The 24,220-nt window shown below is 70.2% G+C and carries 20 protein-coding genes; 8 read left to right on the forward strand and 12 right to left on the reverse strand.

What is annotated here, in order from left to right; translation table 11 throughout:
* Positions 1-65 precede the first annotated feature (65 nt).
* Entirely contained in the window at positions 66-836 is a 771-nt protein-coding gene (locus ACIRA5_RS06910) for an SDR family NAD(P)-dependent oxidoreductase (RefSeq protein ID WP_403688086.1), read from the forward strand.
* 29 nt (positions 837-865) lie between these two features.
* Here ACIRA5_RS06910 and ACIRA5_RS06915 read toward each other — a convergent pair whose 3' ends face one another.
* The 4 genes from ACIRA5_RS06915 to ACIRA5_RS06930 form a co-directional block, all read right to left on the reverse strand.
* A complete protein-coding gene (locus ACIRA5_RS06915) occupies positions 866-1,807 on the reverse strand; it encodes an oxidoreductase (protein WP_403688087.1) in 942 nt (313 codons plus the stop codon).
* Between the two features lie 42 nt (positions 1,808-1,849).
* Entirely contained in the window at positions 1,850-4,132 is a 2,283-nt protein-coding gene (locus ACIRA5_RS06920) for an FtsX-like permease family protein (RefSeq protein ID WP_403688089.1), read from the reverse strand.
* A complete protein-coding gene (locus tag ACIRA5_RS06925; protein ID WP_403688623.1) occupies positions 4,129-4,782 on the reverse strand; it encodes an ABC transporter ATP-binding protein in 654 nt (217 codons plus the stop codon). Before ACIRA5_RS06925 ends, ACIRA5_RS06920 begins: the two co-directional genes overlap by 4 nt.
* Before the next feature lie 95 nt (positions 4,783-4,877).
* Positions 4,878-5,198, reverse strand: a complete 321-nt coding sequence (locus ACIRA5_RS06930) for a hypothetical protein (protein WP_403688663.1) — start codon at positions 5,196-5,198, stop codon at positions 4,878-4,880.
* A 440-nt stretch (positions 5,199-5,638) separates the two neighbouring features.
* Between ACIRA5_RS06930 and ACIRA5_RS06935 the strand changes: the two genes are divergently transcribed.
* Positions 5,639-5,788, forward strand: a complete 150-nt coding sequence (locus ACIRA5_RS06935) for a hypothetical protein (protein WP_403688092.1) — start codon at positions 5,639-5,641, stop codon at positions 5,786-5,788.
* A gap of 13 nt (positions 5,789-5,801) precedes the next feature.
* Positions 5,802-5,963 carry a hypothetical protein gene (locus ACIRA5_RS06940; RefSeq protein ID WP_403688095.1) on the forward strand — a complete coding sequence of 54 codons (162 nt, stop codon included), beginning with the start codon at positions 5,802-5,804 and terminating at the stop codon, positions 5,961-5,963.
* Between the two features lie 124 nt (positions 5,964-6,087).
* Here the strand turns inward: ACIRA5_RS06940 and ACIRA5_RS06945 are convergent, their stop codons facing one another.
* The 3 genes from ACIRA5_RS06945 to ACIRA5_RS06955 form a co-directional block, all read right to left on the reverse strand.
* Complete coding sequence (locus tag ACIRA5_RS06945; RefSeq protein ID WP_403688097.1) at positions 6,088-6,696, reverse strand: CAP domain-containing protein; 609 nt, start codon at positions 6,694-6,696, stop codon at positions 6,088-6,090.
* Positions 6,697-7,234: 538 nt separating this feature from the next.
* The gene (ppdK, locus tag ACIRA5_RS06950) at positions 7,235-9,982 is read right to left on the reverse strand and encodes a pyruvate, phosphate dikinase (RefSeq protein WP_403688100.1); all 2,748 of its coding nucleotides are present in this window, start codon (positions 9,980-9,982) and stop codon (positions 7,235-7,237) included.
* A 453-nt stretch (positions 9,983-10,435) separates the two neighbouring features.
* A complete protein-coding gene (locus ACIRA5_RS06955; RefSeq protein ID WP_403688626.1) occupies positions 10,436-11,728 on the reverse strand; it encodes an ROK family protein in 1,293 nt (430 codons plus the stop codon).
* A gap of 128 nt (positions 11,729-11,856) precedes the next feature.
* On the opposite strand from ACIRA5_RS06955, the gene ACIRA5_RS06960 reads away from it, so the two are divergent.
* Together ACIRA5_RS06960 and ACIRA5_RS06965 are read left to right on the forward strand one after the other, a co-directional pair.
* Positions 11,857-13,635: an MGH1-like glycoside hydrolase domain-containing protein gene (locus tag ACIRA5_RS06960; RefSeq protein WP_403688103.1), complete on the forward strand. Its 1,779-nt coding sequence runs from the start codon at positions 11,857-11,859 to the stop codon at positions 13,633-13,635.
* The gene (locus ACIRA5_RS06965; protein WP_403688105.1) at positions 13,632-15,569 is read left to right on the forward strand and encodes a glycogen debranching N-terminal domain-containing protein; all 1,938 of its coding nucleotides are present in this window, start codon (positions 13,632-13,634) and stop codon (positions 15,567-15,569) included. The genes ACIRA5_RS06960 and ACIRA5_RS06965 overlap by 4 nt, the downstream gene beginning before the upstream one ends.
* 35 nt (positions 15,570-15,604) lie before the next feature.
* On the opposite strand, the gene dusB is transcribed toward ACIRA5_RS06965, so the two are convergent.
* The gene (gene dusB, locus ACIRA5_RS06970) at positions 15,605-16,771 is read right to left on the reverse strand and encodes a tRNA dihydrouridine synthase DusB (RefSeq protein ID WP_403688107.1); all 1,167 of its coding nucleotides are present in this window, start codon (positions 16,769-16,771) and stop codon (positions 15,605-15,607) included.
* 134 nt (positions 16,772-16,905) lie between these two features.
* Here dusB and ACIRA5_RS06975 point away from each other — a divergent pair, with 134 nt between their 5' ends.
* Complete coding sequence (locus tag ACIRA5_RS06975; protein WP_403688108.1) at positions 16,906-18,351, forward strand: MFS transporter; 1,446 nt, start codon at positions 16,906-16,908, stop codon at positions 18,349-18,351.
* A gap of 22 nt (positions 18,352-18,373) precedes the next feature.
* Here the strand turns inward: ACIRA5_RS06975 and ACIRA5_RS06980 are convergent, their stop codons facing one another.
* A complete protein-coding gene (locus ACIRA5_RS06980) occupies positions 18,374-19,381 on the reverse strand; it encodes a helix-turn-helix transcriptional regulator (RefSeq protein WP_403688111.1) in 1,008 nt (335 codons plus the stop codon).
* A 101-nt stretch (positions 19,382-19,482) separates the two neighbouring features.
* Here ACIRA5_RS06980 and ACIRA5_RS06985 point away from each other — a divergent pair, with 101 nt between their 5' ends.
* Positions 19,483-20,913 carry an MFS transporter gene (locus ACIRA5_RS06985; RefSeq protein WP_403688113.1) on the forward strand — a complete coding sequence of 477 codons (1,431 nt, stop codon included), beginning with the start codon at positions 19,483-19,485 and terminating at the stop codon, positions 20,911-20,913.
* A 42-nt stretch (positions 20,914-20,955) separates the two neighbouring features.
* On the opposite strand, the gene ACIRA5_RS06990 is transcribed toward ACIRA5_RS06985, so the two are convergent.
* Together ACIRA5_RS06990 and ACIRA5_RS06995 are read right to left on the reverse strand one after the other, a co-directional pair.
* Positions 20,956-21,336, reverse strand: a complete 381-nt coding sequence (locus tag ACIRA5_RS06990; protein WP_403688115.1) for a VOC family protein — start codon at positions 21,334-21,336, stop codon at positions 20,956-20,958.
* A 9-nt stretch (positions 21,337-21,345) separates the two neighbouring features.
* Complete coding sequence (locus tag ACIRA5_RS06995) at positions 21,346-22,080, reverse strand: transporter substrate-binding domain-containing protein (protein WP_403688117.1); 735 nt, start codon at positions 22,078-22,080, stop codon at positions 21,346-21,348.
* Positions 22,081-22,322: 242 nt separating this feature from the next.
* Here ACIRA5_RS06995 and ACIRA5_RS07000 point away from each other — a divergent pair, with 242 nt between their 5' ends.
* Positions 22,323-22,529 (forward strand): hypothetical protein, encoded by a 207-nt coding sequence (locus tag ACIRA5_RS07000; RefSeq protein ID WP_054235491.1) that lies wholly within the window; start codon positions 22,323-22,325, stop codon positions 22,527-22,529.
* A 156-nt stretch (positions 22,530-22,685) separates the two neighbouring features.
* On the opposite strand, the gene ACIRA5_RS07005 is transcribed toward ACIRA5_RS07000, so the two are convergent.
* On the reverse strand, positions 22,686-24,068 hold the full coding sequence (locus tag ACIRA5_RS07005; protein WP_403688120.1) for a glycine--tRNA ligase: 1,383 nt from the start codon (positions 24,066-24,068) through the stop codon (positions 22,686-22,688).
* Positions 24,069-24,220: the final 152 nt, after the last annotated feature.

Below are 24,220 nucleotides of genomic sequence, written 5' to 3' on the forward strand. Positions count from 1 at the left end.
GGCCACGCCCCAAGGCCCACGTACGCCTTCATACTGAACCGATCAGTCAAATAAGGGGATCCGGAATGACCACACGCACACGCTTCTCGGGAAAGACGGCCCTCGTCACGGGCGCCGGATCCGGCATAGGCCGGACCACCGCCCTGGCGTTCGCCGCGGAGGACGCGCAGGTGGTCGTCGCCGGCCGCACCGCCGCATCGCTCGACGAGACGGTCGCGTTGATCGAGGCCAAGGGCGGAAAGGCGCTGGCAGTGACCGCGGACGTGTCACGCTCGGACGAGGTGCACGCCCTCGTCGAGGCGGCCGTCGACCGTTTCGGCTCCCTGGACGTGGCGGTGAACAACGCGGCGGTCTTCCACGGCGGAACCCCGCTGGCCGACCTTCCGGAGGCCGACTGGCACGCCGAACTGGACATCAACGTCACCGGCGTGTTCCTCGCCCTTCAGGCGGAGATCCGGCAGATGCGGACGCAGCCGTCCGGCGGCGCGATCGTCAATCTCGCCTCCACCATCGGCCTGCACACCCGGCGCCCGGGCGTCGCCGCCTACGCCGCCGCCAAGGCCGCCGTCACCGCGCTGTCCCGCGCCGCGGCCCTCGACCACATCGCCGACGGAGTCAGGATCAACGTCGTCAGCCCCGGCGCCTCCGCCACCACGATGTCACTGCGGCCGGGCGAGTCGGAGGCCGAGCGGGTGGAGCGGGCACGTCACGACCTGCCGCTGGGCCGCGTGTCGAAGACCGAGGAGGTGGCGGCGGCCGTCCTCTACCTGGCGTCGGACGACGCGGCGTCGGTCGTGGGCACGGACCTGGTGGTGGACAGCGGAGGCGCCCTCTGACGCGGGCTGGACGCGGACCGGGGCTCAGGTCACTTCGGAGCGAGAGCGTCGTAGGTCACGCCGGTGAGCTGCTCGGAGGCGTTCCAGAGGCGCTCGCCGGCGGCGTCGTTGCGCGTCCACCCGGCCCGCCAGGAGCTCGCGGGCGCGCCGCGCCACATCGCGAACGAGGGTCCGGTGAAGGAGTCGGGCCGTACACCGGGCGCCGTGGCGGCGTACAGCGTGGGCAGGGCCCCGGCGTCCGGGCTCTGCGCGAGGAGCCGGTTCCCGATCTCCATGACGCGCTCGGCGCCCTTGCGCCCCGCGAGCTTCGGCCCGGCGGTCTGGAGGTTGGTGGAGGCGTACCCGGGGTGAGCTGCGGCAGCGACGACGTCGGACCCGACGCCGGCCAGCCGCCGCGCCAGTTCGCGGGTGAACAGAAGATTGGCGGTCTTGGACCGCCCGTAGGCGACCCAGCGCCGATACCCACCGCGCTCGCTGTCGAGGTCGCGGATGTCGATATTGGCGAGCACGTGGAACATGCTCGACACGGTCACGACGCGGGCGCCCGGGGTGGCGAGCAGCGCGGGAAGCAGCAGCCCAGTGAGCGCGAAGTGCCCCAGATGATTGACCCCGAACTGAGTCTCGAACCCATCGGACGTACGCGCGAACGGCAGAGCCATGACCCCGGCGTTGTTGACGAGAAGATCAAGCCGCTCGCCGTACACAAGGTCGAACATCGCCGCGAACTCCGCCACGGAGTCGAGATCCCCAAGGTCCAACCGTACGAACTCCACGTCCGCGCCGGGCACTTCGGAGGTGATCCGGTCCCCCGCCTCACTCCCCCGCGCCTCGCTCCGACAGGCGAGCACCACCCGCGCCCCACGCCGCGCCAGCTCACGTGCCGTGACGAACCCGATTCCGCTGTTGGCCCCGGTGACGACGGCCGTACGGCCACGCTGATCAGGGATGTCACTCACATTCCACCCGGCCATGCCCAGACCCCTCTCCACCACTGCTCGTCACTCACCGTACGCTCAGTCTCGCCGGATCAACTCGGGATCAATCCTCCGCCCCACAAGCGGCAACGCGCCCACGGCGGCGACGACCAGCACCCCGAGAGCACACACGAGCAGCAACGGAACCCCGCCCCCGTCCCAGAAGACGGCCCCACCCCCGGTGACCAGATAGCTCGACTCGGCCATCTTCCCCACCACCACGGCCAACACCAACCCCACAGCCAACGGCAACACCACCTGCACCACCTGCACAGCCCGCAACGTCCGCGCCCGCGCCCCCAACAAGGCCAACGCAGTAACCTGCGGCCGCCGCTCGACGGCCCGGTCGGTGGCCGCGACGAGGTAGGCGGCTACACCGATGATCAGGCCGAGGATCATGCCTACGGCGAGAAGGGTTTTTACGATGGTGACCCGTTGGAACGAGTCGACGATCAGCCCCGGAGTGGTGACACCGGCCATGGGGGAGATACCGCCGATGCCGTCGAGGACGGTACGGACGGTTTTCTCGGACGGACCACTGACGAGTGTGAGGGTGGCGCTCTCCGGGCGTGCGTTCGGGGGCAGTGCGGCTGGGGGGATCAGGATCGCTCCGCTCGGCAGGACGTGGATGTCCTCATGGTCGCGATACCGGACGGCCTGCTGCGGCACAGTGAGCTTCAGGTCACGGGAGTGCTGTCCCACCTTCAGCCTGAAGACGACGCTGCCGCCCGCCTTGGCATTGTCCTCAGGTTGCGTGGCATCCCACAGCCTCATGGGCTGCCCTTCCACGCACCCCTTGACCCACGGCACCGCCTTGCGCAGTTGACCGCACGTCGCCACCACGGCCCCAGGGCTGGGGGCCGCTCCCGTGTCGGCGGAGTCCGACCTCAGGGTGACGACATGCGCGCGGAGCCCCGGCACCGCCTCGACGGCCCGTCGCTGCGGCCCACTCAGCTCTCCGTACGAGATCTCGTACGTCTGGACGGCCAAGACGCTTTTGGCGACCCCGTTCAGTTCGATGACGACCCCCTGCGCGAGGGAAGCCGCGAAGACCAGCAGTACGAGCCCGGTGGCCACCCGGATCGCACCGCCGGGCTCGGCCTCGTTGCGCCGCATCGCGAGCCCGAGGGAGAGCGACGGGGTGGTGCGCGCCATCCGTTGCGCGAGGAATCGGGACAGCGACGGAAGCGAGAGCGCGAGCCCGACACCGGCCAGGATGATGGCCAGCGGCATCAGCAACGAGGACACGGCGGTGCTTGTGGGAGCATGGCCGGTCGCGCCCGCGACGCAGTAGCCCGTGATGACTCCCAGACCTGCAATCAGCGGCAGGAAAACCCATTTCGAGGGCGGCTTCTCCACCGCGCCGCGCCGGACGGCAAGGGGATTGGCAGCGGCCTTCCCCGCACTGGCGCGACCCACGTACCAGGCGAGCGCCGGGCATCCGACGAGACACACCACGAGGGTCTGGAACGTCAGCGCGCCATCAGCCGGATACCACGTGAAGCCCGGCAGGCCGACTCGTGAGACGAGTTGGTTCACGGCCCAGTACTCGCCGAGTCCGAGGATCGCGCCCAGCCCGGCGGCGGCGACGGTCTCGGCGGCGTTCACCCGCTGAGTCCCCTTCTTGCTCAACCCCAGCAGGCGCAGCGCGGCCAGCCTTCGTGCCCGGTCGGCCGCGGAGAGGCGTGCGCAGACCGAGAGGAAGACGGCGAGCGGGAGCAGCACGACCGCCGACAGTGCGAACCGCAGGATGCCGAGGGTCGTCGGGTCCAACGTAGGAGGTGGCCCGTAGCGCTCGCCGAACCGCTCCACAGGGCTGCCGCCGGCGAGTGCTGCACGGCTCATGCCTACGTACGCGATGAGTTCATCGGGGCGAGCCAGCCCCTCGGCACCGATCAGCCCGACTTCCTCCCCTGGGACCAGCTGGGCCAACGCCGGTTTGTGCAGCCGCAGTTCGTGCAGCCGTGGCGAGACGAACACTTCACCGACCCGGGGGAACGAGGGGAGTCCCGGGGGCGGCTCGACAGCCCTGGTACCACGCGCGGTGAAGACGCGGGTGAGGGGTGTTGAGCCGTAGGGATCCGTGCGGTCGAGGGTCAGGGGGTAGCCGTCGAAGACGGCCAGACCTGACTGATCCCGTGGAGTAACGGCTTGCCTGCCGGTGACGCGGCCGTCCTGCGCCTCCAGGATTCCGGGAATCGCCAGCACGATGGCCAGACAGCACACGCCGAGCGAGCTGCCGAGTGTCATAAGGAAGAACCGCACACGATTACCGCGTCCGCTGCCGAACAGCAGCCTCAGCCCCAGGAGGAGTTCCCTCATGACGCACTCTGCTCCCGCGCGGTGAGAACGCCGTCGGACATCGTGTAGCGGTTGTCCGCTTGAGCCGCGACTGCCGAATCGTGCGTGACGAGTAGGACAGCCGTGCCCTGCGAACGGGCCAGCTCAAGGAACTCCTTGAGCACGGTGGCCGCGTTTTCACTGTCGAGCGAGCCGGTCGGCTCGTCGGCGAAGACCACTGCGGGCCGGTGCACGAGAGCACGGGCGACAGCAACGCGTTGACTCTGGCCGCCGGACACCTGAGAAGGGCGCCGCTCCCTCAGATCCGCGAGGCCCAGACGCCCCAATACCTCGCCGGCAGCGGCGAGCGCGGGGGCCTTGCGCTGCCCGGCCAGCCTCAGCGGCAGAGCGGTGTTCTCCTCCACGGTCAGCTCGGGCAGAAGCTCGCCGTATTGGAAGACGAAACCGAAACGGTCTCTCCTCAAGGCGCTGAGTTCTTCGTCGTCGAGATCTCCCAACAGACGTCCTTCGAAATGGACTTCACCGTTGGTGACGGGCAGAACCCCGGCGAGGCAGTACAGCAGGGACGACTTGCCTGAGCCGCTCTGCCCCGTAATTGCCGTGACCTCACCTCGGCGGAGGGCGATGGAAGCCCCTCTGACGGCCTGTGACGAGCCGTAATGGAGGTCGATTCCCTTACCAGAGAGGATTTCTAACGTTTTGATCTGAACTCCCGAAGGGAAGCGGGCCCGGGCCTGCGCCCGGGCCCGGGCGCTGGTGTAACCGCTCAGTTCTTCTTGTAGTGCAGTTCGGCGGTACAGAGGTCCGACTGAGCGGCCCCCCGGTCGACGCAGGCACGGATGTAGGCATCGTCCGTGTACTGCTGCGCCCCGTCCCAGTTGGACTTGTGCAGGGACACCGTGCGCCCCTGCTTGCCGTAGTACCGGACCGCACCGTGCCCCTCGACACGGACCTGCATGTAGACGTTGTGACCATCCCGCGCCACGGCGTCGTGAAGGGATCCGGCCCACTCGAAGGAACCGTGATTTTGCCCCGGAGGGTTGAACTTGTACCGCCCCTCGTAGAAGTACACGCCCTGCACCGTCATCTCAGGGAGTTCATGCCAGGCTGCCGCGGCTGCCGTGCCCGCCCCACCCAAAAAGACGCCAGCCGCCACCACACCAGCCCATGCCTTCTTCATCTGTCACCCCTCTACCTCCCGACGACCCCACCGGCCCCCAGGAGTTACAGAAGGTAATGGATCAGTAACGCGCTGAATCCTTTGGCCTACGAATCGCCATCCCATCAGGTGATCCGGAAGCACGAGAAGCACGAGCGGGCGCCGAACTCGTCGGCCGGTGCCAGGGCGTTGCGTAGTCGTTCGAGAAGGGCTGGGTCTCGGGGGAGAACCATTCGGGGTGTGGCCCGGCAACGGAGTCGACGACGCCTCGGCATGGGCCACGGAGGCGGGGGAAACAGGGCGACGGGGTGGTGGTGCGGTGCGGGATCCTCGCGGCGAAGGGCTCCGGGGCCGTCCCGGTCCCGGCCATGTCCGCCGTCGACGCGTTCCCCGACCCCGGCATCACCACCTGCACCCGCACCCGCACCCCGCCGCTGCGCAGAGAACTCCTCGACCTGGACACGGTCAGCGTCGAACGGCACCGGGCCTGGCCCCCTGTTGGAGCGGTACGGCAGTAACGGTGCGGGGCCGGTGCGTGCGGTGCACGGGGCCGTCGAGCAGATCCTCGGCAACCTGCTGTCGAACGCGCTGCGACCGGCTCTGCGCGCTCCCGACGCACCCAAGGGCGGTACGGGCCCGGTCGAGACCTGGTGCAGCGGCCGGCCCGCACCGGTGGCGGCGAGGCCGAGTTGAGTGCGGCGCCGTACGGAGGGCTCGACGGCTTCGTACGGCTGTGCCCGGTCGCACGACGGGGCGGCACCTCGGCACAGGGTGTATGGCCAACACCCTGAACCGGGAACTCAGCATCTGCCGCCCCTCACCGCTGGCAGCGTCCGAACGTCACGACGTAGGTGCCGGCGCTGGGCGACGAGGCTCCGGCCCGGTCCGCCGAGCCGGGCTGGGCCCACGGGCCTATCTCGCGCAGCGACGGCTTGAGGATGATGGCGCGGTGGCCGGGGCTGCTCATCCACCAGTTGACGGCGGCCTGCGGAGTTCCCGATCCGCCCCACCCGGTGTACGTGATCTCGTTGAACTCCCACGAGCGGGGGTTGGGACAGTATCCGGCCGCCTGGATGCGGGTCTGCGGTGTCGAGCCGGTTTGGGGGTTGCGGTGCGGGTCCTTGCCCGGTCCCCACCACTTCAGCTGGACGGCCGCGACAGCATGCTGCTGGGCCGCGTTCGTCAGGGCCTGGCTAATGGTGAGGGAAGGCAGTCCGCGCTGTGTGCGCTGCGCGTTGATCAGGCACATCACGGCAGCCCTCGCCTGGGTGACCGTCCCGGCGGTCGGGGCCCGGTTGGCGGCGGCCTGGTCGCAGGTCACGGCCGCCGCGGGCGCGGCCACCACGACAGGGAAGAGTGTGGCCGACAGGGCGGCAGCCGCGGCAGTGCTCAGCAGTTTTCCGGTGCGCGACGTGTGGTTTTGCACGGATACTCCACCTCCTGCGAACACGAACGGTGTTGTCATCCAGGCTGCCATCGGCTCTGGCCCGTCGCCATCCGGGGCCGCGGGTCGGACGTGCCGCTCGCGGATGCGCTTCCTGGATGCCGTGACCCCAACCTGGTGAACGAAAGCGTGTTCGGTGGTGAACGGGCCTCTTGGCAGGGACGAGGTTGTCGGCCAACTCTCCGCCCAAGGAGGCCCGTTGCTGTCCCTGTGCACCATTCTCGAGCCGGTCGGTGCCACTTCAGCCACCCTGGCGTGCGACTGCTACGTCCACCAGCGCGGGGCGATCGACGAGAGCCCCACCCGGAGGGCACAACGGCCTCACGCGAGTTCAACGGCAACCAACGCCGGCAAACGCCAACTTGCCTGGTCAGCGACGTAGCTTGACAGTCGCCGCAGATGATGCACGACGGGGCGGCACCTCCGCACAAGGTGCCGCCCCGTTTCTTTCGTACGCCGGAGCCGTCGGCCGTCGGTGAGGGTCAGGGTCGACCGTCGGCGGCTCCGGAGTTCCGGCAGGCTAGCGGTGGTCGCTGCCCTTCGCCGTCGACGCCGCGCGGCCCGCCTCCAGGCGTGCCACCGGGATCCGGAAGGGAGAGCAGGACACGTAGTCCAGTCCCACCTCGTGGAAGAAGTGGACGGACTCTGGGTCGCCGCCGTGTTCGCCGCAGACGCCGAGCTTCAGGTCGGGGCGGGTGGCGCGGCCGGCCTGCACGGCCGACTTCACCAGGGAACCCACGCCGTCCCTGTCGATGGTCTCGAAGGGGGAGACGCCGAAGATCCCCTTCTCCAGGTACGCGGTGAAGAAGCTCGCCTCCACGTCGTCCCGGGAGAAGCCCCAGACGGTCTGCGTGAGGTCGTTCGTACCGAAGGAGAAGAACTCGGCGGCCTCGGCGATCTGACCGGCGGTCAGGGCGGCCCGCGGAAGTTCGATCATCGTGCCGATGGCGAGCCTGAGGTTCGTGCCGGCGGCCGCCTGCACCTCCGCGATGACCTGGTCGGCCTCCTCGCGGACGATCTCCAGCTCCTGGACCGTACCGACGAGGGGGATCATGATCTCGGCCCGCGGGTCGCCCTTGGCGTTCTTGCGCTCGGCCGCCGCCTCCGCGATCGCCCGTACCTGCATGGTGAACAGGCCGGGGATGACCAGGCCGAGACGTACGCCGCGCAGACCCAGCATCGGGTTCTGCTCGTGCAGGCGGTGCACGGCCTGGAGCAGGCGCAGGTCGTTCTCGTTGGCGTCGCCGCGCGACTCGGCCAGTGCCACCCGTACGGACAGTTCGGTCACGTCCGGCAGGAACTCGTGCAGCGGCGGGTCCAGGAGACGGATCGTCACCGGGAGGCCGTCCATCGCCTCGAAGAGTTCGACGAAGTCCCGCTTCTGGAGGGGCAGGAGCTCCCTGAGGGAGTCCTCGCGCTCCGCCTCCGTGTCGGCCAGGATCAGGCGCTCGACCAGTTCGCGCCGGTCACCGAGGAACATGTGCTCGGTGCGGCACAGGCCGATGCCCTGCGCGCCGAAGCGGCGGGCACGGAGGGCGTCCTCCGCGTTGTCCGCGTTGGCGCGGACGCGCAGGCGGCGGACCCGGTCCGCGTACGCCATGATCCGGTGGACGGCCGCGACCAGCTCGTCCGCGTCGTCGGCGCCCGCGTGCATCCGGCCCTCGAAGTACTCGACGACCGGGGAGGGCACGACCGGGACCTCGCCCAGGTAGACCTTGCCCGTCGAGCCGTCGATCGAGACGACGTCACCCTCCTCGATGACCACTCCGCCCGGGGCCGTCATACGGCGCCGCTTGGTGTCGACCTCGAGCTCCTCGGCGCCGCACACGCACGTCTTGCCCATGCCGCGCGCCACGACGGCGGCGTGCGAGGTCTTGCCGCCACGCGAGGTCAGGATGCCCTCGGCCGCGATCATGCCGTCCAGGTCGTCGGGGTTGGTCTCGCGGCGGATCAGGATGACCTTCTCGCCCGAACGCGACCACTTGATCGCGGTGTACGAGTCGAAGACCGCCTTGCCGACCGCCGCGCCCGGCGAAGCCGCGATGCCCCGGCCGATCTGGTCGACCTTCGCCTGGTCGTCGAAGCGCGGGAACATCAGCTGCGCGAGCTGGGCGCCCGTCACACGCTGGAGGGCCTCCGCCTCGTCGATCAGGCCCTGGTCCACCAGCTGCGTGGCGATACGGAAGGCCGCACCCGCCGTGCGCTTGCCGACGCGGGTCTGGAGCATCCACAGCTGGCCGCGCTCGATGGTGAACTCGATGTCGCAGAGATCCTTGTAGTGGTTCTCCAGGGTCTCCATGATCTGCATCAGCTGGTCGTACGACTTCTTGTCGATCGACTCCAGCTCGGCGAGCGGGACCGTGTTGCGGATGCCCGCGACCACGTCCTCGCCCTGTGCGTTCTGGAGGTAGTCGCCGTACACGCCCTGGTGGCCGGATGCGGGGTCGCGCGTGAACGCCACACCCGTGCCCGAGTCGGGGCCGAGGTTGCCGAAGACCATCGAACAGACGTTGACCGCGGTGCCGAGGTCGTGCGGGATGCGCTCCTGGCGGCGGTAGAGCTTGGCGCGGTCGGTGTTCCAGGAGTCGAAGACCGCGTGGATCGCGAGGTCCATCTGCTCGCGCGGGTCCTGCGGGAAGTCCCGGCCGGCCTCGGTCTTGACGATCCTCTTGAACTTGGTGACCAGCTTCTTGAGGTCCGCGGCCTCCAGCTCCGTGTCGACCGTGACCTTCTTGGCCGTCTTCGCCGCGTCCAGCGCGTCCTCGAAGAGCTCGCCGTCGACGCCGAGGACCGTCTTGCCGAACATCTGGATCAGACGGCGGTACGAGTCCCACGCGAAGCGGTCGTCGCCGGCCTGCTTGGCCAGGCCCTGGACCGACTTGTCGGAGAGGCCGATGTTCAGCACGGTGTCCATCATGCCCGGCATGGAGAACTTCGCACCGGAACGGACGGATACGAGGAGGGGATCGTCGGCCTGGCCGAGCTTCTTGCCCATCGCCGCTTCGAGGGCCTCGAGGTGCGCGCTCACCTCGTCACGCAGTGCCGCCGGCTCCTCGCCGCTGCCGAGGTAGGTCTTGCACGCCTCGGTGGTGATGGTGAAGCCCGGAGGGACGGGAAGGCCCAGGTTGGTCATCTCGGCGAGGTTCGCACCCTTGCCACCGAGGAGGTCCTTGAGGTCCCTGTTGCCTTCGGTGAAGTCGTAAACGAACTTCGTCCCCTCAACGCCGCTGTCGCTCTCGGCTACATGGGGATCTTTGTTTTCCGACACGAGTCTCGACTCCTCGACGTCGCGGTGGCTGCCCTGACGGCGAGGAACATACCCAGATCGAAGGCGCCTGGGTACGTCCACTTGCACGTCATGCGCCTGTAACCACCCGTCCGCCACTCGATTGAAAGTCAAGCCTTGGCAAGCGGTCACGGGGAGATGTTTTCACTTCTTGAACGAATCAACCCCCTCAGCTAGGAGTATACGCTCAGATGAGCAGCCTCCGACACGTCTGAGTTTAATCGATGAACGATCAAGGGATGGCACTGAGTGCCACCCCTTAGGGAAGTGCAGTCGCCCAAGATCCGCTCATCTGAGCGCCACCCCTATCAAGGGTGGCGAGAATCACGCGGTGAAGACGTCCTGAATTTCATCATGCGGACCACGAGGTGGACGCGACGCGAACGCGACACACGGATGTCACACGCCCCGCCACCCCTGTGCGTCACACAGGCGTCACACACCCAGCGCCGCCAGCCGTTCCTCCACCCGCTCCGGCGCGTACAGGTACTCCACGACCAGCGCACCGGCCCCCACCAGCCCCGCCCGCTCCCCGAGCCGCGAGGTCACCACGTCCAGATGAGCGGTCGAACGCGGCAGCGCCCGCTGGTACAGCAGCTCGCGCACACCCGTGAGGAACGGGGTTCCGGCCAGATCCCCGGCGATCATCAGGACGCCGGGATTCAGCAGGGTCACCACCGTCGCGAGCACGTCCCCGACCTGGCGCCCCGCCTCCCGCGCGAGCGCCATCGCCTCCGGGTGCCCGGCCGTCAGCAGGTCGCGCACATCCGATCCGGAGGTGGCCGGTACGCCGGACTCGGCGAGTCTGCGCGCCACCGCGCCACCGCTCGCGACGGCGGCCAGACAGCCGTACGAACCGCACCGGCACAGCGCGTCCGCGCCCACCCGGATGTGCCCGATGTCCCCGGCGCCCCCGTCGACGCCCCGGTAGATGGAGCCGCCGACGACCATGCCCGCACCGATACCGGTGGAGACCTTGACCAGGGCGAACGCCGAACAGTCCGGATAACCGGTGCGCTGTTCCCCGTACGCCATGAGGTTGGCGTCGTTGTCGACGAGTACGGGGATCAGGGTGCCGTTCCTGGTGACCCCGGCGCCCGTGGCACCACCGGCGCTACCGGCACCACCGGCGCTCTTGATGCCGGCGTGCTCGGCGAAGGCACGTCCCAGACGCCCGCGTATGTCGTAGCCGTCCCAGCCGGGCATGATCGGCGGCTGCACCACCCTGCCGGTGTCGGTGTCGACCGGGCCCGGCACCGCGATCCCGATCCCGCACACCGCGTCCGCGCGCTGCCCGGCCTTCTCCAGCAGCTCGGCGAACCAGCGGCCGAGTTCGCCGAGCACGGCGTCCGGGCCGTCCTCGATGCGCAGGCTTCCGTGGTGCTCGGCCTGGATCTCGCCGCTCAGTGAGACGACGGCGGCCCGGCCGTGCCGGGTGTCGAGGTCGGCGGCGAGGACGACGGCGTGTTCGTCGTCGAACTCGAGGGTGATCGAGGGCCGGCCGCCCTGGGGGGAGTCCACCGGGCCGCCCGCGCCCTCGCGCAGCCAGCCCGCGCGGAAGAGCCGGTCGAGGCGCTGGCCGACGGTGGCCCGCGACAGACCGGTGGCCTGCTGCAGCGCGCCGCGCGTCGTGGCACGCCCGCTGCGCACCAGTTCGAGCAGTTCCCCGGCGCTTGCCTGATGCCCGGCCCTCATGGCCTTCGCCGCCCTTCCCGCCGTCCCCGCCATGCCTGTCATGCCCAACCCCTTGCGTTCACCAACTCTGCATTACATATTGAGTTTTGCGTGTTAAATAGACGTAACCCTACGGTAGCTAGTGCCGAACCGATCGGCCGGACGTCTTCGGGGAGACCTGAGTGGACAGCACAACCCAACTCACCATCCGCCGCACGGGGAACACCACCCCCGCGCGCACCTCGGGTTCCCCCGCCCCGCCCGGCTCGCACGAGATCACCCACTCCGGCACGCACGTATACGATCCCGACCGGCCCGCCGGGTCGCTGCACCTCAGGGCGGCCCGGGTACTCGAAGGCAACTGGACGGGAACGTCCACGGTTCCCTCGCACGGTCTGTATCCGCACCAGTGGTCCTGGGACTCCGCCTTCGTCGCGATCGGCCTGCGCCACCTGTCCCCCTTGAGGGCACAGACGGAACTGGAGACGCTGCTCGGCGCCCAATGGGGTGACGGCCGGATCCCGCACATCGTGTTCAACCCCTCCGTCCCGCTCGACGCCTACTTCCCGAGCCCCGACTTCTGGCGCTCCTCGACCGCGGGGCGCGCTGCGGGCGCCCCGCGCACCGTACAGACGTCGGGCATCGTGCAGCCACCGGTGCACGCGCTCGCCGCCTGGCTGGTGCACCAGGCCGACCCGGGTCTGTCCCGGTCGCGTTCCTTTCTCTCCCGGATGTATCCCCGGCTGGCCGCCTGGCACCGCTATCTGCTGCACCGGCGGGACCTGGGCGGCGGCGGGCTCGCCTCCGTGGTCCACCCGTGGGAGCAGGGCATGGACAACAGCCCGTGCTGGGACGCCCCGCTCAGCCGTGTCACCCCGGCCGCGCCGCGCTCCTTCCGCCGCGCCGACCTCGACCACGGGTCCGCGGAGGACCGGCCGACGGACCTCGACTACGGCCGGTACGTGCGACTCGCGACGGACTACCGGGACGGCGGGTACGCCGACGGCGCCGGCGAGTTCGCCGTCGAGGACCCCGCGTTCAACGCGCTGCTGATCGCCTCCGAGCACGCGCTCGCCGCGATCGCGCAGGAACTGGGCGCGGCGGGGACGGCGCGGCACGCCCGCGCGGAACGGTTGACGGCGGCACTGGTGGAGCGCCTGTGGGACCCGACGGAGGGGATGTTCTTCTGCCGGGATGTGTACGGCGAGGACGGGGGTGGTGGGGAGTCGTACGGCGGGGATGCGCGCGACGGGGGCGAGAGCGGTGCGCTCAGTTCGGAGCGGCGCTCTCCTGAGAGCGGTGCTCCTGCCTTGGAGCGGCGCTCTTCCGAGAGCGGTGCTCGCGGATCGGAGCGGGGCTCTCGGAGCGGCGCTCTCGCTTCGGAGCAGCGCTCTCGCGCCGGGGCACTGATCCCCGAACGCAGCGTGGCGGGGCTGCTCCCGCTCATCCTCCCCACACTCCCCCGCGACATCGCCGCCACCCTGGTCCGCACGGCGGGCGGGCCGCACTTCGGGCTCGGCGGGGTCGCCCGGCTGGCGCCGAGTTACGACCTGACCGGGCACGCCTTCGACCCGCACCGCTACTGGCGCGGCCCGGCGTGGTTCAACACGAACTGGCTGCTGGAGCGCGGGCTGCGGCTGCACGGGGAGCACGGGCGCGCGGAGGAGTTGCGGGCGGCGCTGCTTCAGACGGCGGACACGTCCGGGTTCGCGGAGTACGTGGATCCGTACACCGGCGAGGCCTGCGGCGCGCTCGGCTTCAGCTGGACGGCCGCGCTGACGCTGGACCTGCTGCACGAGCCCGCGCGAGCCGACCAGGCGGATCGGTCGACGCACAGCGTGTCCCATCCGGGGCGCCGCGCGTTCGACAAGGCACAGGGCACGCCGCCACACACATCGCACGCATCACACACGACACACAGTTCATTCGAGACGGGCGCCAAAGGAGGGGACCGGGGATGACGGACCGGCATCATCTGCTCGTGCACGGTGGAACGTTCGCCGCCGTGGGCGACGGCGGGGACATCAGCGGGGTGCGCGGCGGCAGCTCCCCGGACGGGTTATTCGTACGGGACGCCCGGCACCTCAGCCGCTGGCAGCTGACCGTCGACGGCGCGGTGCCCGAGGCGCTGACGCCGGTCGCGGACGGCGACACGGCGCGCTGTGTGCTCGTCCCGCGCGGCGGGCGCAACGAACCGCCCGCGTACACGCTCTTCCGTGAACAGGCCGTCACCGACGGCGCGTTCGTGGAGGCGCTGCGCGTCACCAACAACCGCCCGTCGCCCACGAGCGTGCGCATCGCGCTGACCATGGACGTCGACTTCACGGACCAGTTCGAGCTGCGCTCCGACCACCGTACGTACGCCAAGACCGGCGCCGTACGGGGGCGTCAGGTCCTCGATGACGGGGTGGAGTTCAGCTACCAGCGCGGGGAGTGGCGGTCCTGTACGACGGTCACCTCCGAGCCGCCGCCGGACGGGGTCGAGGAGACCGGCACCGGCGCCCGTCGCCTCGTGTGGACCCTGGACCTCGAACCACACGCCTCGGCGGTGCTTGCGCTGCGCGTGGCGGCCCGCCCGCACGGGGCGCTGAAGGACCCGGAGGTGCCCGCCTCACCCTCCGCGGCGAATGAACAACTCCTGGCGCTGGAAGGTGAGTTCGCGGACGGCGTGCCCTTCCCGACCGGCTGGCCGGAGCTGGCCGCGGCCTGTGCGCGCGGGCTGTCCGATCTCGCGGTGCTCCAGGTCCCGGCGACGGGCCCGGACGGCGAGGAGCTGCGGGTGCCGGCGGCCGGAGTGCCGTGGTTCCTCACACTCCTGGGCCGCGACGCCCTGCTGACCTCGCTGTTCGCACTCCCCTACCGCCCCGAGCTCGCCGCCGCCACACTGCCCGCGCTCGCCGCGACGCAGGCGGTCGAGAGGGGAGCGGGTGCGGTGGCCCAGCCCGGCAAGATCGTGCACGAGGTGCGGCACGGTGAGCTGGCGCACTTCGGGCAGGTGCCGTACGGGCGGTACTACGGATCGGTGGACGCGACGCCGCTGTTCCTGGTACTGCTCGGCGCGTACACCGAGCAGACGGGTGACCCGGCCCTGGCCCGGCGGCTGGAGGCCAACGCCCGGGCGGCGATCGGCTGGATGCTCGACCACGGCGGTCTGACCTCCGTGGGCTATCTCGTCTACCGAGCGGACGGCGGCGGCCTCGCCAACCAGAACTGGAAGGACTCCCCCGGCGCGATCTGCTCCGCCGACGGGAGCCGTCCCAGTGGGCCGGTGATGGCCGCGGGCGCGCAGGGATACGCGTACGACGCGCTGCGCCGCACCGCCCACCTGGCCCGTACGGTCTGGGGCGACGAGGTCTACGCCGCTCTGCTCGAACAGGCGGCGGCCGACCTCCGTGACCGTTTCCAGCGGGACTTCTGGATGAGTGAACACGCCTTCCCCGCGCTGGCGTTGGACGGTGACGGCCGTCAGGTCGACGCCCTCGCCTCGGACGCCGGGCACCTGCTGTGGTCGGGGCTGCTCGACAAGGAGTACGGCGAACTGGTCGGCCACCGCCTGCTGGAGCCGGACTTCTTCTCCGGCTGGGGAGTGCGCACCCTGGCCGCCGGCCAGCCGGCGTACCACCCGTTGTCGTACCACCGCGGTTCGGTCTGGCCCCACGACAACGCGCTGATCACGCTGGGACTGGCCCGCTACGGCCTGCACGACGAGGCCCGGACGGTCGCCCACGCGCTCGTCGACGCCGCCACGGTCGCCGGCCACCGTCTGCCGGAGGTCCTCGCGGGGTACGGCCGCGAGACACACGGGGAGCCGGTGCCTTATCCGCACGCGTGCGTGCGGGAGTCCCGTTCGGCGGCGGCGCCGCTGGCGTTGCTCACGGCGGTCGGAGGCGCTTGAGGGAACCCCCGGCCCCCGGCCCCCCGGCAGGAGAGTCAGCCCCCGGACGTGTCCAGTTCCGCGTCCTCGCCGATGCCCGCGCAGTCGTACGGGTCCTTGAGCCAGCCGTCCGGCAGGACGACCCTGTTGTTGCCGGACGTGCGGCCGCGGGGCCCGTCCGCGCCCGTGGGCCAGGGCTGGTCGAGGTCCAACTCGGCGAGGCCGTCGGAGAGTTCGGCGAGGGACGACGTGATCGCGAGCCGCTTGCGCATTTCGGAGCCGACCGCGAAGCCCTTCAGGTACCAGGCCACGTGCTTGCGGAAGTCGATGACGCCACGCGCCTCGTCGCCGATCCACTCGCCGAGCAGGGTGGCGTGGCGGACCATGACGGCCGCGACCTCGCGCAGGGTCGGGCGGGCGTAGGCGTCCTGGCGCCCCTCGAAGGCGGCCACCAGGTCGCCGAACAGCCACGGCCTGCCGAGGCAGCCGCGCCCGACCACGACCCCGTCGCAGCCGGTCTCGCGCACCATCCGCAGCGCGTCCTCCGCCGACCAGATGTCGCCGTTGCCGAGGACGGGGATCTCCGGCACATGCTCCTTGAGGCGCGCGATGGCGTCCCAGTCGGCCGTGCCGCCGTAGTGCTGGGCGGCCGTGCGGCCGTGCAGGGCGATGGCGGTGACGCCCTCCTCGACGGCGATCCGTCCGGCGTCGAGGAACGTCATGTGGTCGTCGTCGATGCCCTTGCGCATCTTCATCGTCACCGGGAGGTCGCCCGCCCCGCTGACGGCCTCGCGCAGGATCGCCCGCAGAAGGTTGCGCTTGTAGGGGAGGGCGGAGCCGCCGCCCTTGCGGGTGACCTTCGGGACCGGGCAGCCGAAGTTCAGGTCGATGTGGTCGGCGAGGCCCTCCTCCGCGATCATGCGGACGGCCTTGCCGACGGTCGCCGGGTCCACGCCGTACAGCTGGATCGAGCGCGGCTTCTCGGTCGCGTCGAAGTGGATCAGCTGCATGGTCTTCTCGTTGCGCTCGACCAGCGCCCGCGTGGTGATCATCTCGCTGACGAACAGGCCCTTGCCGCCGCTGAACTCGCGGCACAGCGTGCGGAACGGCGCGTTCGTGATCCCGGCCATGGGGGCGAGGACGACGGGCGGCTGGACCGTGTGGGGGCCGATCGACAGCGGGGAAGCGGCGACGGCGGCGGGGGCGAGGGCGGTCGTGGACATTCCCCCATTGTCGCGTACGCGGACGGGTGCGATGACTGTGGTGACTGTCATGAATGAGTGCGGTGCGCAACAAAGGAGGGTCAGGGGAGGGTCATTAGTTAGACGCACTATCGACACGAGCGTAGGCTGGAGGAATGCCCGAGCTCAGTCCCCGCCACCGTCTTCTCGTCCTCGCGATCTGCTGCATGAGCCTGCTGATCGTGAGCCTCGACAACACGGTCCTGAACGTCGCCCTCCCCTCCATGCAGAAGGAACTGCACGCGAGCGTGGCGGGCCTCCAGTGGACCATCGACGCGTACACGCTGGTCCTGGCGTCGCTGCTGATGCTCGCGGGCTCGACCGCCGACCGCATCGGCCGCCGCCGGGTCTTCAAGGCGGGCCTGGTGATCTTCACCCTCGGTTCGGTCCTGTGCTCCGTCGCTCCGAACCTGGACTCGCTCGTCGCCTTCCGCATGGTGCAGGCGGTCGGCGGCTCGATGCTGAACCCGGTCGCGATGTCGATCATCACCAACACCTTCACGGACCCGCGCGAGCGCGCCCGCGCGATCGGCGTCTGGGGTGGCGTGGTCGGCATATCGATGGCCGCGGGGCCGATCGTCGGCGGCCTGCTCGTGGACTCGGTCGGCTGGCGGTCGATCTTCTGGATCAACCTCCCGGTCGGCCTCGCCGCGCTCCTGCTCACCTGGCGTTACGTCCCCGAGTCCCGCGCCCCCAAGGCCCGCCGCCCCGACCCGGTCGGGCAGCTCCTCGTCATCGCACTGCTCGGCTCCCTGACGTACGCGATCATCGAGGCGCCCAGCTCCGGCGCCCCCAGGACCCTCGCCTTCGGCGCGATCGCCCTCGCCGCGCTGCTCGGCCTGCTGTGGTACGAGCCCCGGCGCGCCGAACCCCTCATCGACCTGCGCTTCTTCCGTTCGGCGCCGTTCAGCGGGGCGACGGTCGTCGCCATCAGCGCGTTCGCCGCGCTCAGCGGGTTCCTGTTCCTCTCGACGCTCTATCTGCAGAACGTGCGCGGTCTGGACGCGCTGCACGCGGGCCTGTGGATGCTGCCCATGGCGGTCATGTGCTTCGTGTGCGCGCCGTTGTCGGGGCGGCTGGTCGGCAACCGGGGGCCGCGACTGCCCCTGCTGATCGCGGGCGTCTCGATGACCGCGAGCGGGATTCTCTTCGCCGCGTTCGAAGGCGAGACGTCGAACGTCACGCTCGTCATCGGGTACGTCCTCTTCGGCCTCGGCTTCGGCTTCGTGAACGCCCCGATCACCAACACCGCCGTCTCCGGCATGCCCCGCACCCAGGCCGGCGTCGCTGCCGCCGTCGCCTCCACCAGCCGCCAGATCGGCGGCACCCTCGGTGTCGCCGTGGTCGGCGCGGTCCTGGCCTCCGGCATCCACGCTTCGGCGTACCGGGAGACGTTCGTGTCGGCCGCCCGCCCCGGCTGGTGGATCCTGGCCGGCTGCGGTCTCGCCGTGCTTGTCCTGGGCGCGTTGACCAGCGGACGCTGGGCACGTGGGACGGCCGAGCGCACGGCACGGCAGCTGGAGTCGACGGAGGTCAGGGACTCGGTGGGCGTCCGCGCCTAGGCGGGCCCGGGGCCCTGTCGGCCTAGGCCGCTTCCGTCTCCGCCGTCAGCGCGATCTCGTGCAGCTGCCTCAGACGTTCGCGGCTCTGCTCGTCCACGGGCGCGTACGTCACCATGCGGGCGCCCATGTCGGGGGCGAGCCACAGGTCGGTGTGGTCGACGGTGAGCAGCCCGACGTACGGGTTCAGGAACTGCTTGGTCTTGCTGCGCGAGCCGCCGTACACCTCGTACCGCTCCCAGATCTCACGGAACTCCGCCGACTCCGTCCGCAGCCGCTTGACCAACAGCTTCCAGGCGGGCTCGCCGAGGTGGCCGGCCATCGAGCCGCGCAGCTTGGCGGCCATCACACGCATGGTCTCGTCGAGGAGCACGATCGACTCGCGCCACTCCGGGTGGGTGTAGGCGAGGATCATGAGGTTGCGGTCCTCGGGCGGTACGGAGTTGAGGTCGCGCATCATCAGCCGGGCGTACGTGCGGTTGTACGCCAGGATGTCGTAGCGGCTGTTCTGGATGCAGGCCGGAACCGGCTCCAGCTGGGACAGCACCTCGAGCAGGGCCGGGGTGAGGGTCGGGCACCGCGCGGCGGGCGTGGGGTCGACGGCTCCGGCCAGCCGGAAGAGGTGGGCGCGCTCGCTGGTGTCGAGCAGCAGGGTGCGGGCCAGGGCGTCGAGAACCTGTTCGGAGACCTGGATGTCGCGGGCCTGTTCGAGCCAGGTGTACCAGGTGACGCCGACGGCGGAGAGCTGCGCGACCTCCTCGCGGCGCAGGCCCGGCGTGCGCCGGCGGCGGCCGCGGGGCAGTCCGACCTGTTCCGGTGTGATGCGCTCACGGCGGTTGCGCAGGAAGGTGGCGAGCTCGTGCCGCCGGATCTCGCTGCCGCGGGGGGCGGCGGAGCCGTGCGGCTCGGGGTCCACCGGCCGCGGAGACGTCACGGACACCGCCCGCTGAGCAGGATCGATCACCGCCCGCTGAGCAGGGTCGATGGCCTTCACCGGCCGGGGGGCGGTGCTCTCCTGCGTCATCGTCGTCATGCCTCCAGCCTGCCGTTCGCCGGAACCTGTTGCCAGGTAGTGCTTCTACCAGGATAAGGACACTCTGGTACCCGTCTGAGGTCAGGAGAAGTCTGGAGGACGTGACCGAAACCGGAACCCTCAGGACTCCAGTCCGCTCGCCCTCCACGGCACCCGTACTCAGCGGCCTCGGCCTCTTCACCGTGCTGCTCGGAGCGGCGCTGCCCCTCATCGACTTCTTCATCGTCAACGTAGCCCTCCCGACCATCGGCCGGGACCTGAACGCGAGCGAGGCCGTCCTCGAACTCGTCGTCGCCGGGTACGGAGTCGCGTACGCCGTCCTGCTCGTCCTGGGCGGCCGCCTCGGCGACCTCTTCGGGCGACGCCAGTTCTTCCTCGGCGGCATGGCGGCCTTCGGCATCACCTCCCTGGCGTGCGGGCTCGCGCCCAGCGCCTGGACGCTGGTGGCGGCGCGCGTCGCCCAGGGCGCGGCGTCCGCGGCGATGCTGCCGCAGGTGCTCGCCACCATCCAGGCGGCGACGGCGGGCCCGCGCCGCGCCAAGGCCATGGGCCTGTACGGGGCCACGGCCGGTCTGTCCATGGTGGCCGGGCAGATACTCGGCGGCCTCCTCGTCGCGGCGGACATCGCGGGCACCGGCTGGCGTGCGGTGTTCCTCGTGAACGTGCCCGTCGTGATCCTCGGCCTGATCCTGGCCACGCGCGCCGTCCCCGAGACGCGCTCGCAGCACCCGGAGCCGATCGACACCCCTGGCACGGTGCTGCTCGCCGTGTCCCTTCTCGCGCTCCTCGCCCCGCTCACCGAGGGCAGGGCGGCGGGCTGGCCCCTGTGGACCTGGCTGTCGCTGGCGCTGTTCCCCCTCGCCGCCGCGGCGTTCTACTTCGTCGAGCGCCGGGAGGACCGCGAGGGCCGTACGCCCCTGGTGCCGCCGAGCCTGTTCGCGCTGACCTCGCTCCGCCGGGGCCTGATCATGATCGTGCCGTTCTCGATCGGTTTCAGCGGCTTCATGTTCGTGATCGCGGTGGCGCTGCAGCGAGGTGCGGGCCTCGGCCCGGTCCCGGCGGGCCTGGCCCTGGCGCCGATGGCCGCGGTCTTCTTCGTCGTCTCCCTCTGCGGCCCCCGGCTGATCGCCCGCTACGGCACCCGGATCGTCACCGCGGGTGGGCTGATCCAGGCGGTGGGCGTGGCCCTCATCGCGCTGGCCGCCTGGCGGTCCTGGCCTGACCTGGGCGTATGGCAACTGCTGCCGGGCGCGGCGGTCGCGGGCGCGGGCCAGGCGCTCCAGCTCCCCGTCCTCATCCGGATCATCCTCTCCGAGGTGCCGTCCGCGCGGGCCGGCGTCGGCAGTGGCGTCATGGCCACCACCCAGCAGTCGGCCCTCGCCGTCGGCGTCGCCACCCTGGGCACCCTCTTCCTGTCCCTCGCCTCGAGCAACGGCATGCGGGACGCCCTCGTCACCACCCTCCTGGTCCAACTGGCGGGCGTGGCCCTGACGACGGCCCTGAGCCTGCGCCTGCCGCGCACGATCAGCTGAACGGCCGGAGCAGTCGGAGCATCCGCTCCATGACGCAACTCCTCAGTGGCGGACCAGACAGAAGGGATGTCCTGCCGGATCGGCGTAGACGTGCCAGGCCCGCCCGTCGCGGACGTCCAGCGGCGTCGCGCCCAGGGCCAGGACCCGTTCCCGCGCCCGGTCCAGGTCGGGGACGCCGAAGTCCAGGTGGAACTGCTGGGGGTGGGCGGGATCGGGCCACCGCGGAGGGCGGTACTCCGCGGCCGGCACGTATGGGAAGGCGAGCACGAGACCGGACGGCGTGTGCAGCGTCGACCAGGCCTCGCCGAGCGCCCAGCGTCGGTCCGGCCGGTTGACACTCCCGCCGAGCAAGGCCTCGTAGAACTCGGCGAGTCGGAGCGGCTCGGGGCAGTCCAGCACCACGCACTGCAGTTCGGCGATCACGTGCCGAACTCAACTTCCCGGACGGGCGGGTGGGGCGGCCAGGGTCTCCGGCTGGTGGGCGCGGCGTAGGGCGTTCGCGACGAAGCCGTTCGCCTTCAGTTCCTCGACGAGGTCGTGGAGGAAGCGGACGGTCTCGGGGTGGCGGGCCCTCGTCGTGCCGACCGCCTGGCGGATCTGCATGAACCGGTCCTCGATCAGGCGGAGTTCGGGGCGCGCCGCGACGAACTCCGTCATCGGCTGCCTGATCCCGGCCGCGACCTCCAGCCCCTCGGCTCCGAACGCCTCGACCCCGTCCTCCCCACGCACCACGCTCGCGTGCCGAAGCGTGCGGGAGAGGAAGAGGTCGTAGGCGGACCCGCGCTTCACACCGATCCGTACGCCGGGACGGTCGACCTCGGCGACGGTCGTCAGGTCCGAGTCGCGGGGCACGGCGTACACGCCCTCGATCACGACGTACGGCGCCGTGAACGCGACCTCGGCCTCCCGCGCGGGTTCGACGGCCAGGAAGCACAGGTCGGCACGGCCCTCCGCCATCGCCTCGTACGACTTGCGGGCCGCGTCGAAGCAGAGGAGTTCCACGGGGACGTCCAGGCGGGCGCCGATCTCCCGCGCGAGGTCGACGGTGATACCGGCCGGGGCCGTCGGTGTGCCCTGGGCCAGCACGGGATTGCCCAGGTTGATCGAGGCCCGCAGGGTGCCCTGGGGCGCGAGGTCCTTGGTGATGGCGGGAGTTCCGGTCGTCATGAGCGGAGTGTAGATCGGGGCGGTGCGGGAGTTCGGAGGGTGGCGGGAGTGCGGAGGGTGGGGGTGCGGAGGGTGAGGGGAGGGTGGAGGGGCGGCGACGGGTCGTGATCGCGTACGACCACGCGGTGAACTCGCGGCCGAAGAACCCCCGTTGATCTTCCTGATGCTGCACACTCCTTGCTGCGAAAGGCTTGCCGCCAACGCCTTGCCGGGCAAGCGGAGCGGTAACACCTGGAGGTGTCATGCTGCAGATCAACACGAGCAAGGTAAGCCGCTGGGACCAGCACGGCCGCGAGCACGTCGTCCATGTCCAACGCGCCGGTGTACAGCGCACGATCAGATGTGACACCTGCGGCTGGCGCAAGGGCGCGCAGTTCCTGCCGTGGCTGAAGGCGGAGGAACACCTCGCCGAGGCGCATCAGGCAACGGTGGACCCGACGGAGGGATAGTCCTCCGCCGGGTCCACCGGTCCGTCGGGAACACCGGTCCGTCGGGGCCGTGGATCACGGCGCCCCACTCGGGCATCGCGCGTTCACCAAAGCGCGTCCGGAACGTGCGAAGCCCCCGGCTCCCGCATCGGGGAACCGGGGGCTCGAGAAGGCAGGTCAGCAGCCGATGAGGCGAGCCGCCAGGTAGCCCTCGATCTGGTCGAGGGAGACGCGCTCCTGCTTCATCGAGTCGCGCTCGCGCACCGTGACGGCGTTGTCGTCGAGCGTGTCGAAGTCGACCGTGACGCAGAACGGGGTGCCGATCTCGTCCTGGCGACGGTAGCGGCGGCCGATGGCGCCCGCGTCGTCGAAGTCGATGTTCCAGTGCTGGCGCAGGGCCATGGCGAGACCCTTGGCCTTCGGGGACAGCTCGGGGTTGCGGGAGAGCGGGAGGACGGCGACCTTGACCGGCGCGAGGCGCGGGTCGAGGCGCAGCACCGTGCGCTTCTCCATCTTGCCCTTGGCGTTGGGGGCCTCGTCCTCGACGTAGGCGTCCAGCAGGAACGCCAGCATCGCGCGGCCGACACCGGCGGCGGGCTCGATGACGTACGGAGTCCAGCGCTCGCCGGCCTCCTGGTCGAAGTAGGAGAGGTCCTGGCCGGAGGCCTTGGAGTGCGCGCCGAGGTCGTAGTCGGTGCGGTTCGCGACGCCCTCCAGCTCGCCCCACTCGTTACCGCCGAAGCTGAAGCGGTACTCGATGTCGGCGGTGCGCTTGGAGTAGTGGGAGAGCTTCTCCTTGGGGTGCTCGAACCAGCGCATGTTCTCTTCGCGCAGACCGAGGCCGGTGTACCAGTTCCAGCGCTCCTGCATCCAGTACTCCTGCCACTTCTCGTCCTCGCCCGGCTTGACGAAGAACTCCATCTCCATCTGCTCGAACTCGCGGGTGCGGAAGATGAAGTTGCCGGGCGTGATCTCGTTGCGGAAGGACTTGCCCATCTGCGCGATGCCGAAGGGCGGCTTGCGGCGCGAGGTCTGCTGGACCTGGGCGAAGTTGGTGAAGATGCCCTGGGCCGTCTCGGGGCGCAGGTAAGCGACGGAGCCGCTGTCCTGCGTGGGGCCGAGGTGGGTGGTGAGCAGGCCCGAGAACTGCTTGGGCTCGGTGAACGTGCCCTTGTTGCCGCAGTTGGGGCAGTTGAGGTCGGCGAGGCCGTTCTCCGGGAGGCGGCCGTGCTTCGCCTCGTAGGCCTCCTCCAGGTGGTCGGCGCGGTAGCGCTTGTGGCAGGAGGTGCACTCGGTGAGCGGGTCGGTGAAGGTGGCCACGTGACCCGACGCGACCCAGACCTCGGTCGCCAGGATCACCGACGAGTCGATACCGACGACGTCCTCGCGGGAGGTGACCATGTAGCGCCACCACTGGCGCTTGATGTTCTCCTTGAGTTCGACGCCGAGCGGGCCGTAGTCCCAGGCGGCACGCTGTCCGCCGTAGATCTCACTACTGGGGAAAACGAAGCCACGGCGCTTGCTCAGGCTGACGATGGTGTCGATCTTGTCGGCGGCCACGGTGCTCTCTTCATTACGAACGGACGGCAGCGAATGATTCAGGTTACCGGCGCCGCCCACCCTCGTATCAAATCGGTTCGGGGACACCTCGTCCCATCGTGCCCCTTACCGGCTCATTCGCCGCCTCGTTTACTCAGGGCTTACCGAAGGCT

The sequence above is a fragment of the Streptomyces sp. NPDC096311 genome (assembly GCF_044763085.1).
Classification (GTDB): domain Bacteria; phylum Actinomycetota; class Actinomycetes; order Streptomycetales; family Streptomycetaceae; genus Streptomyces.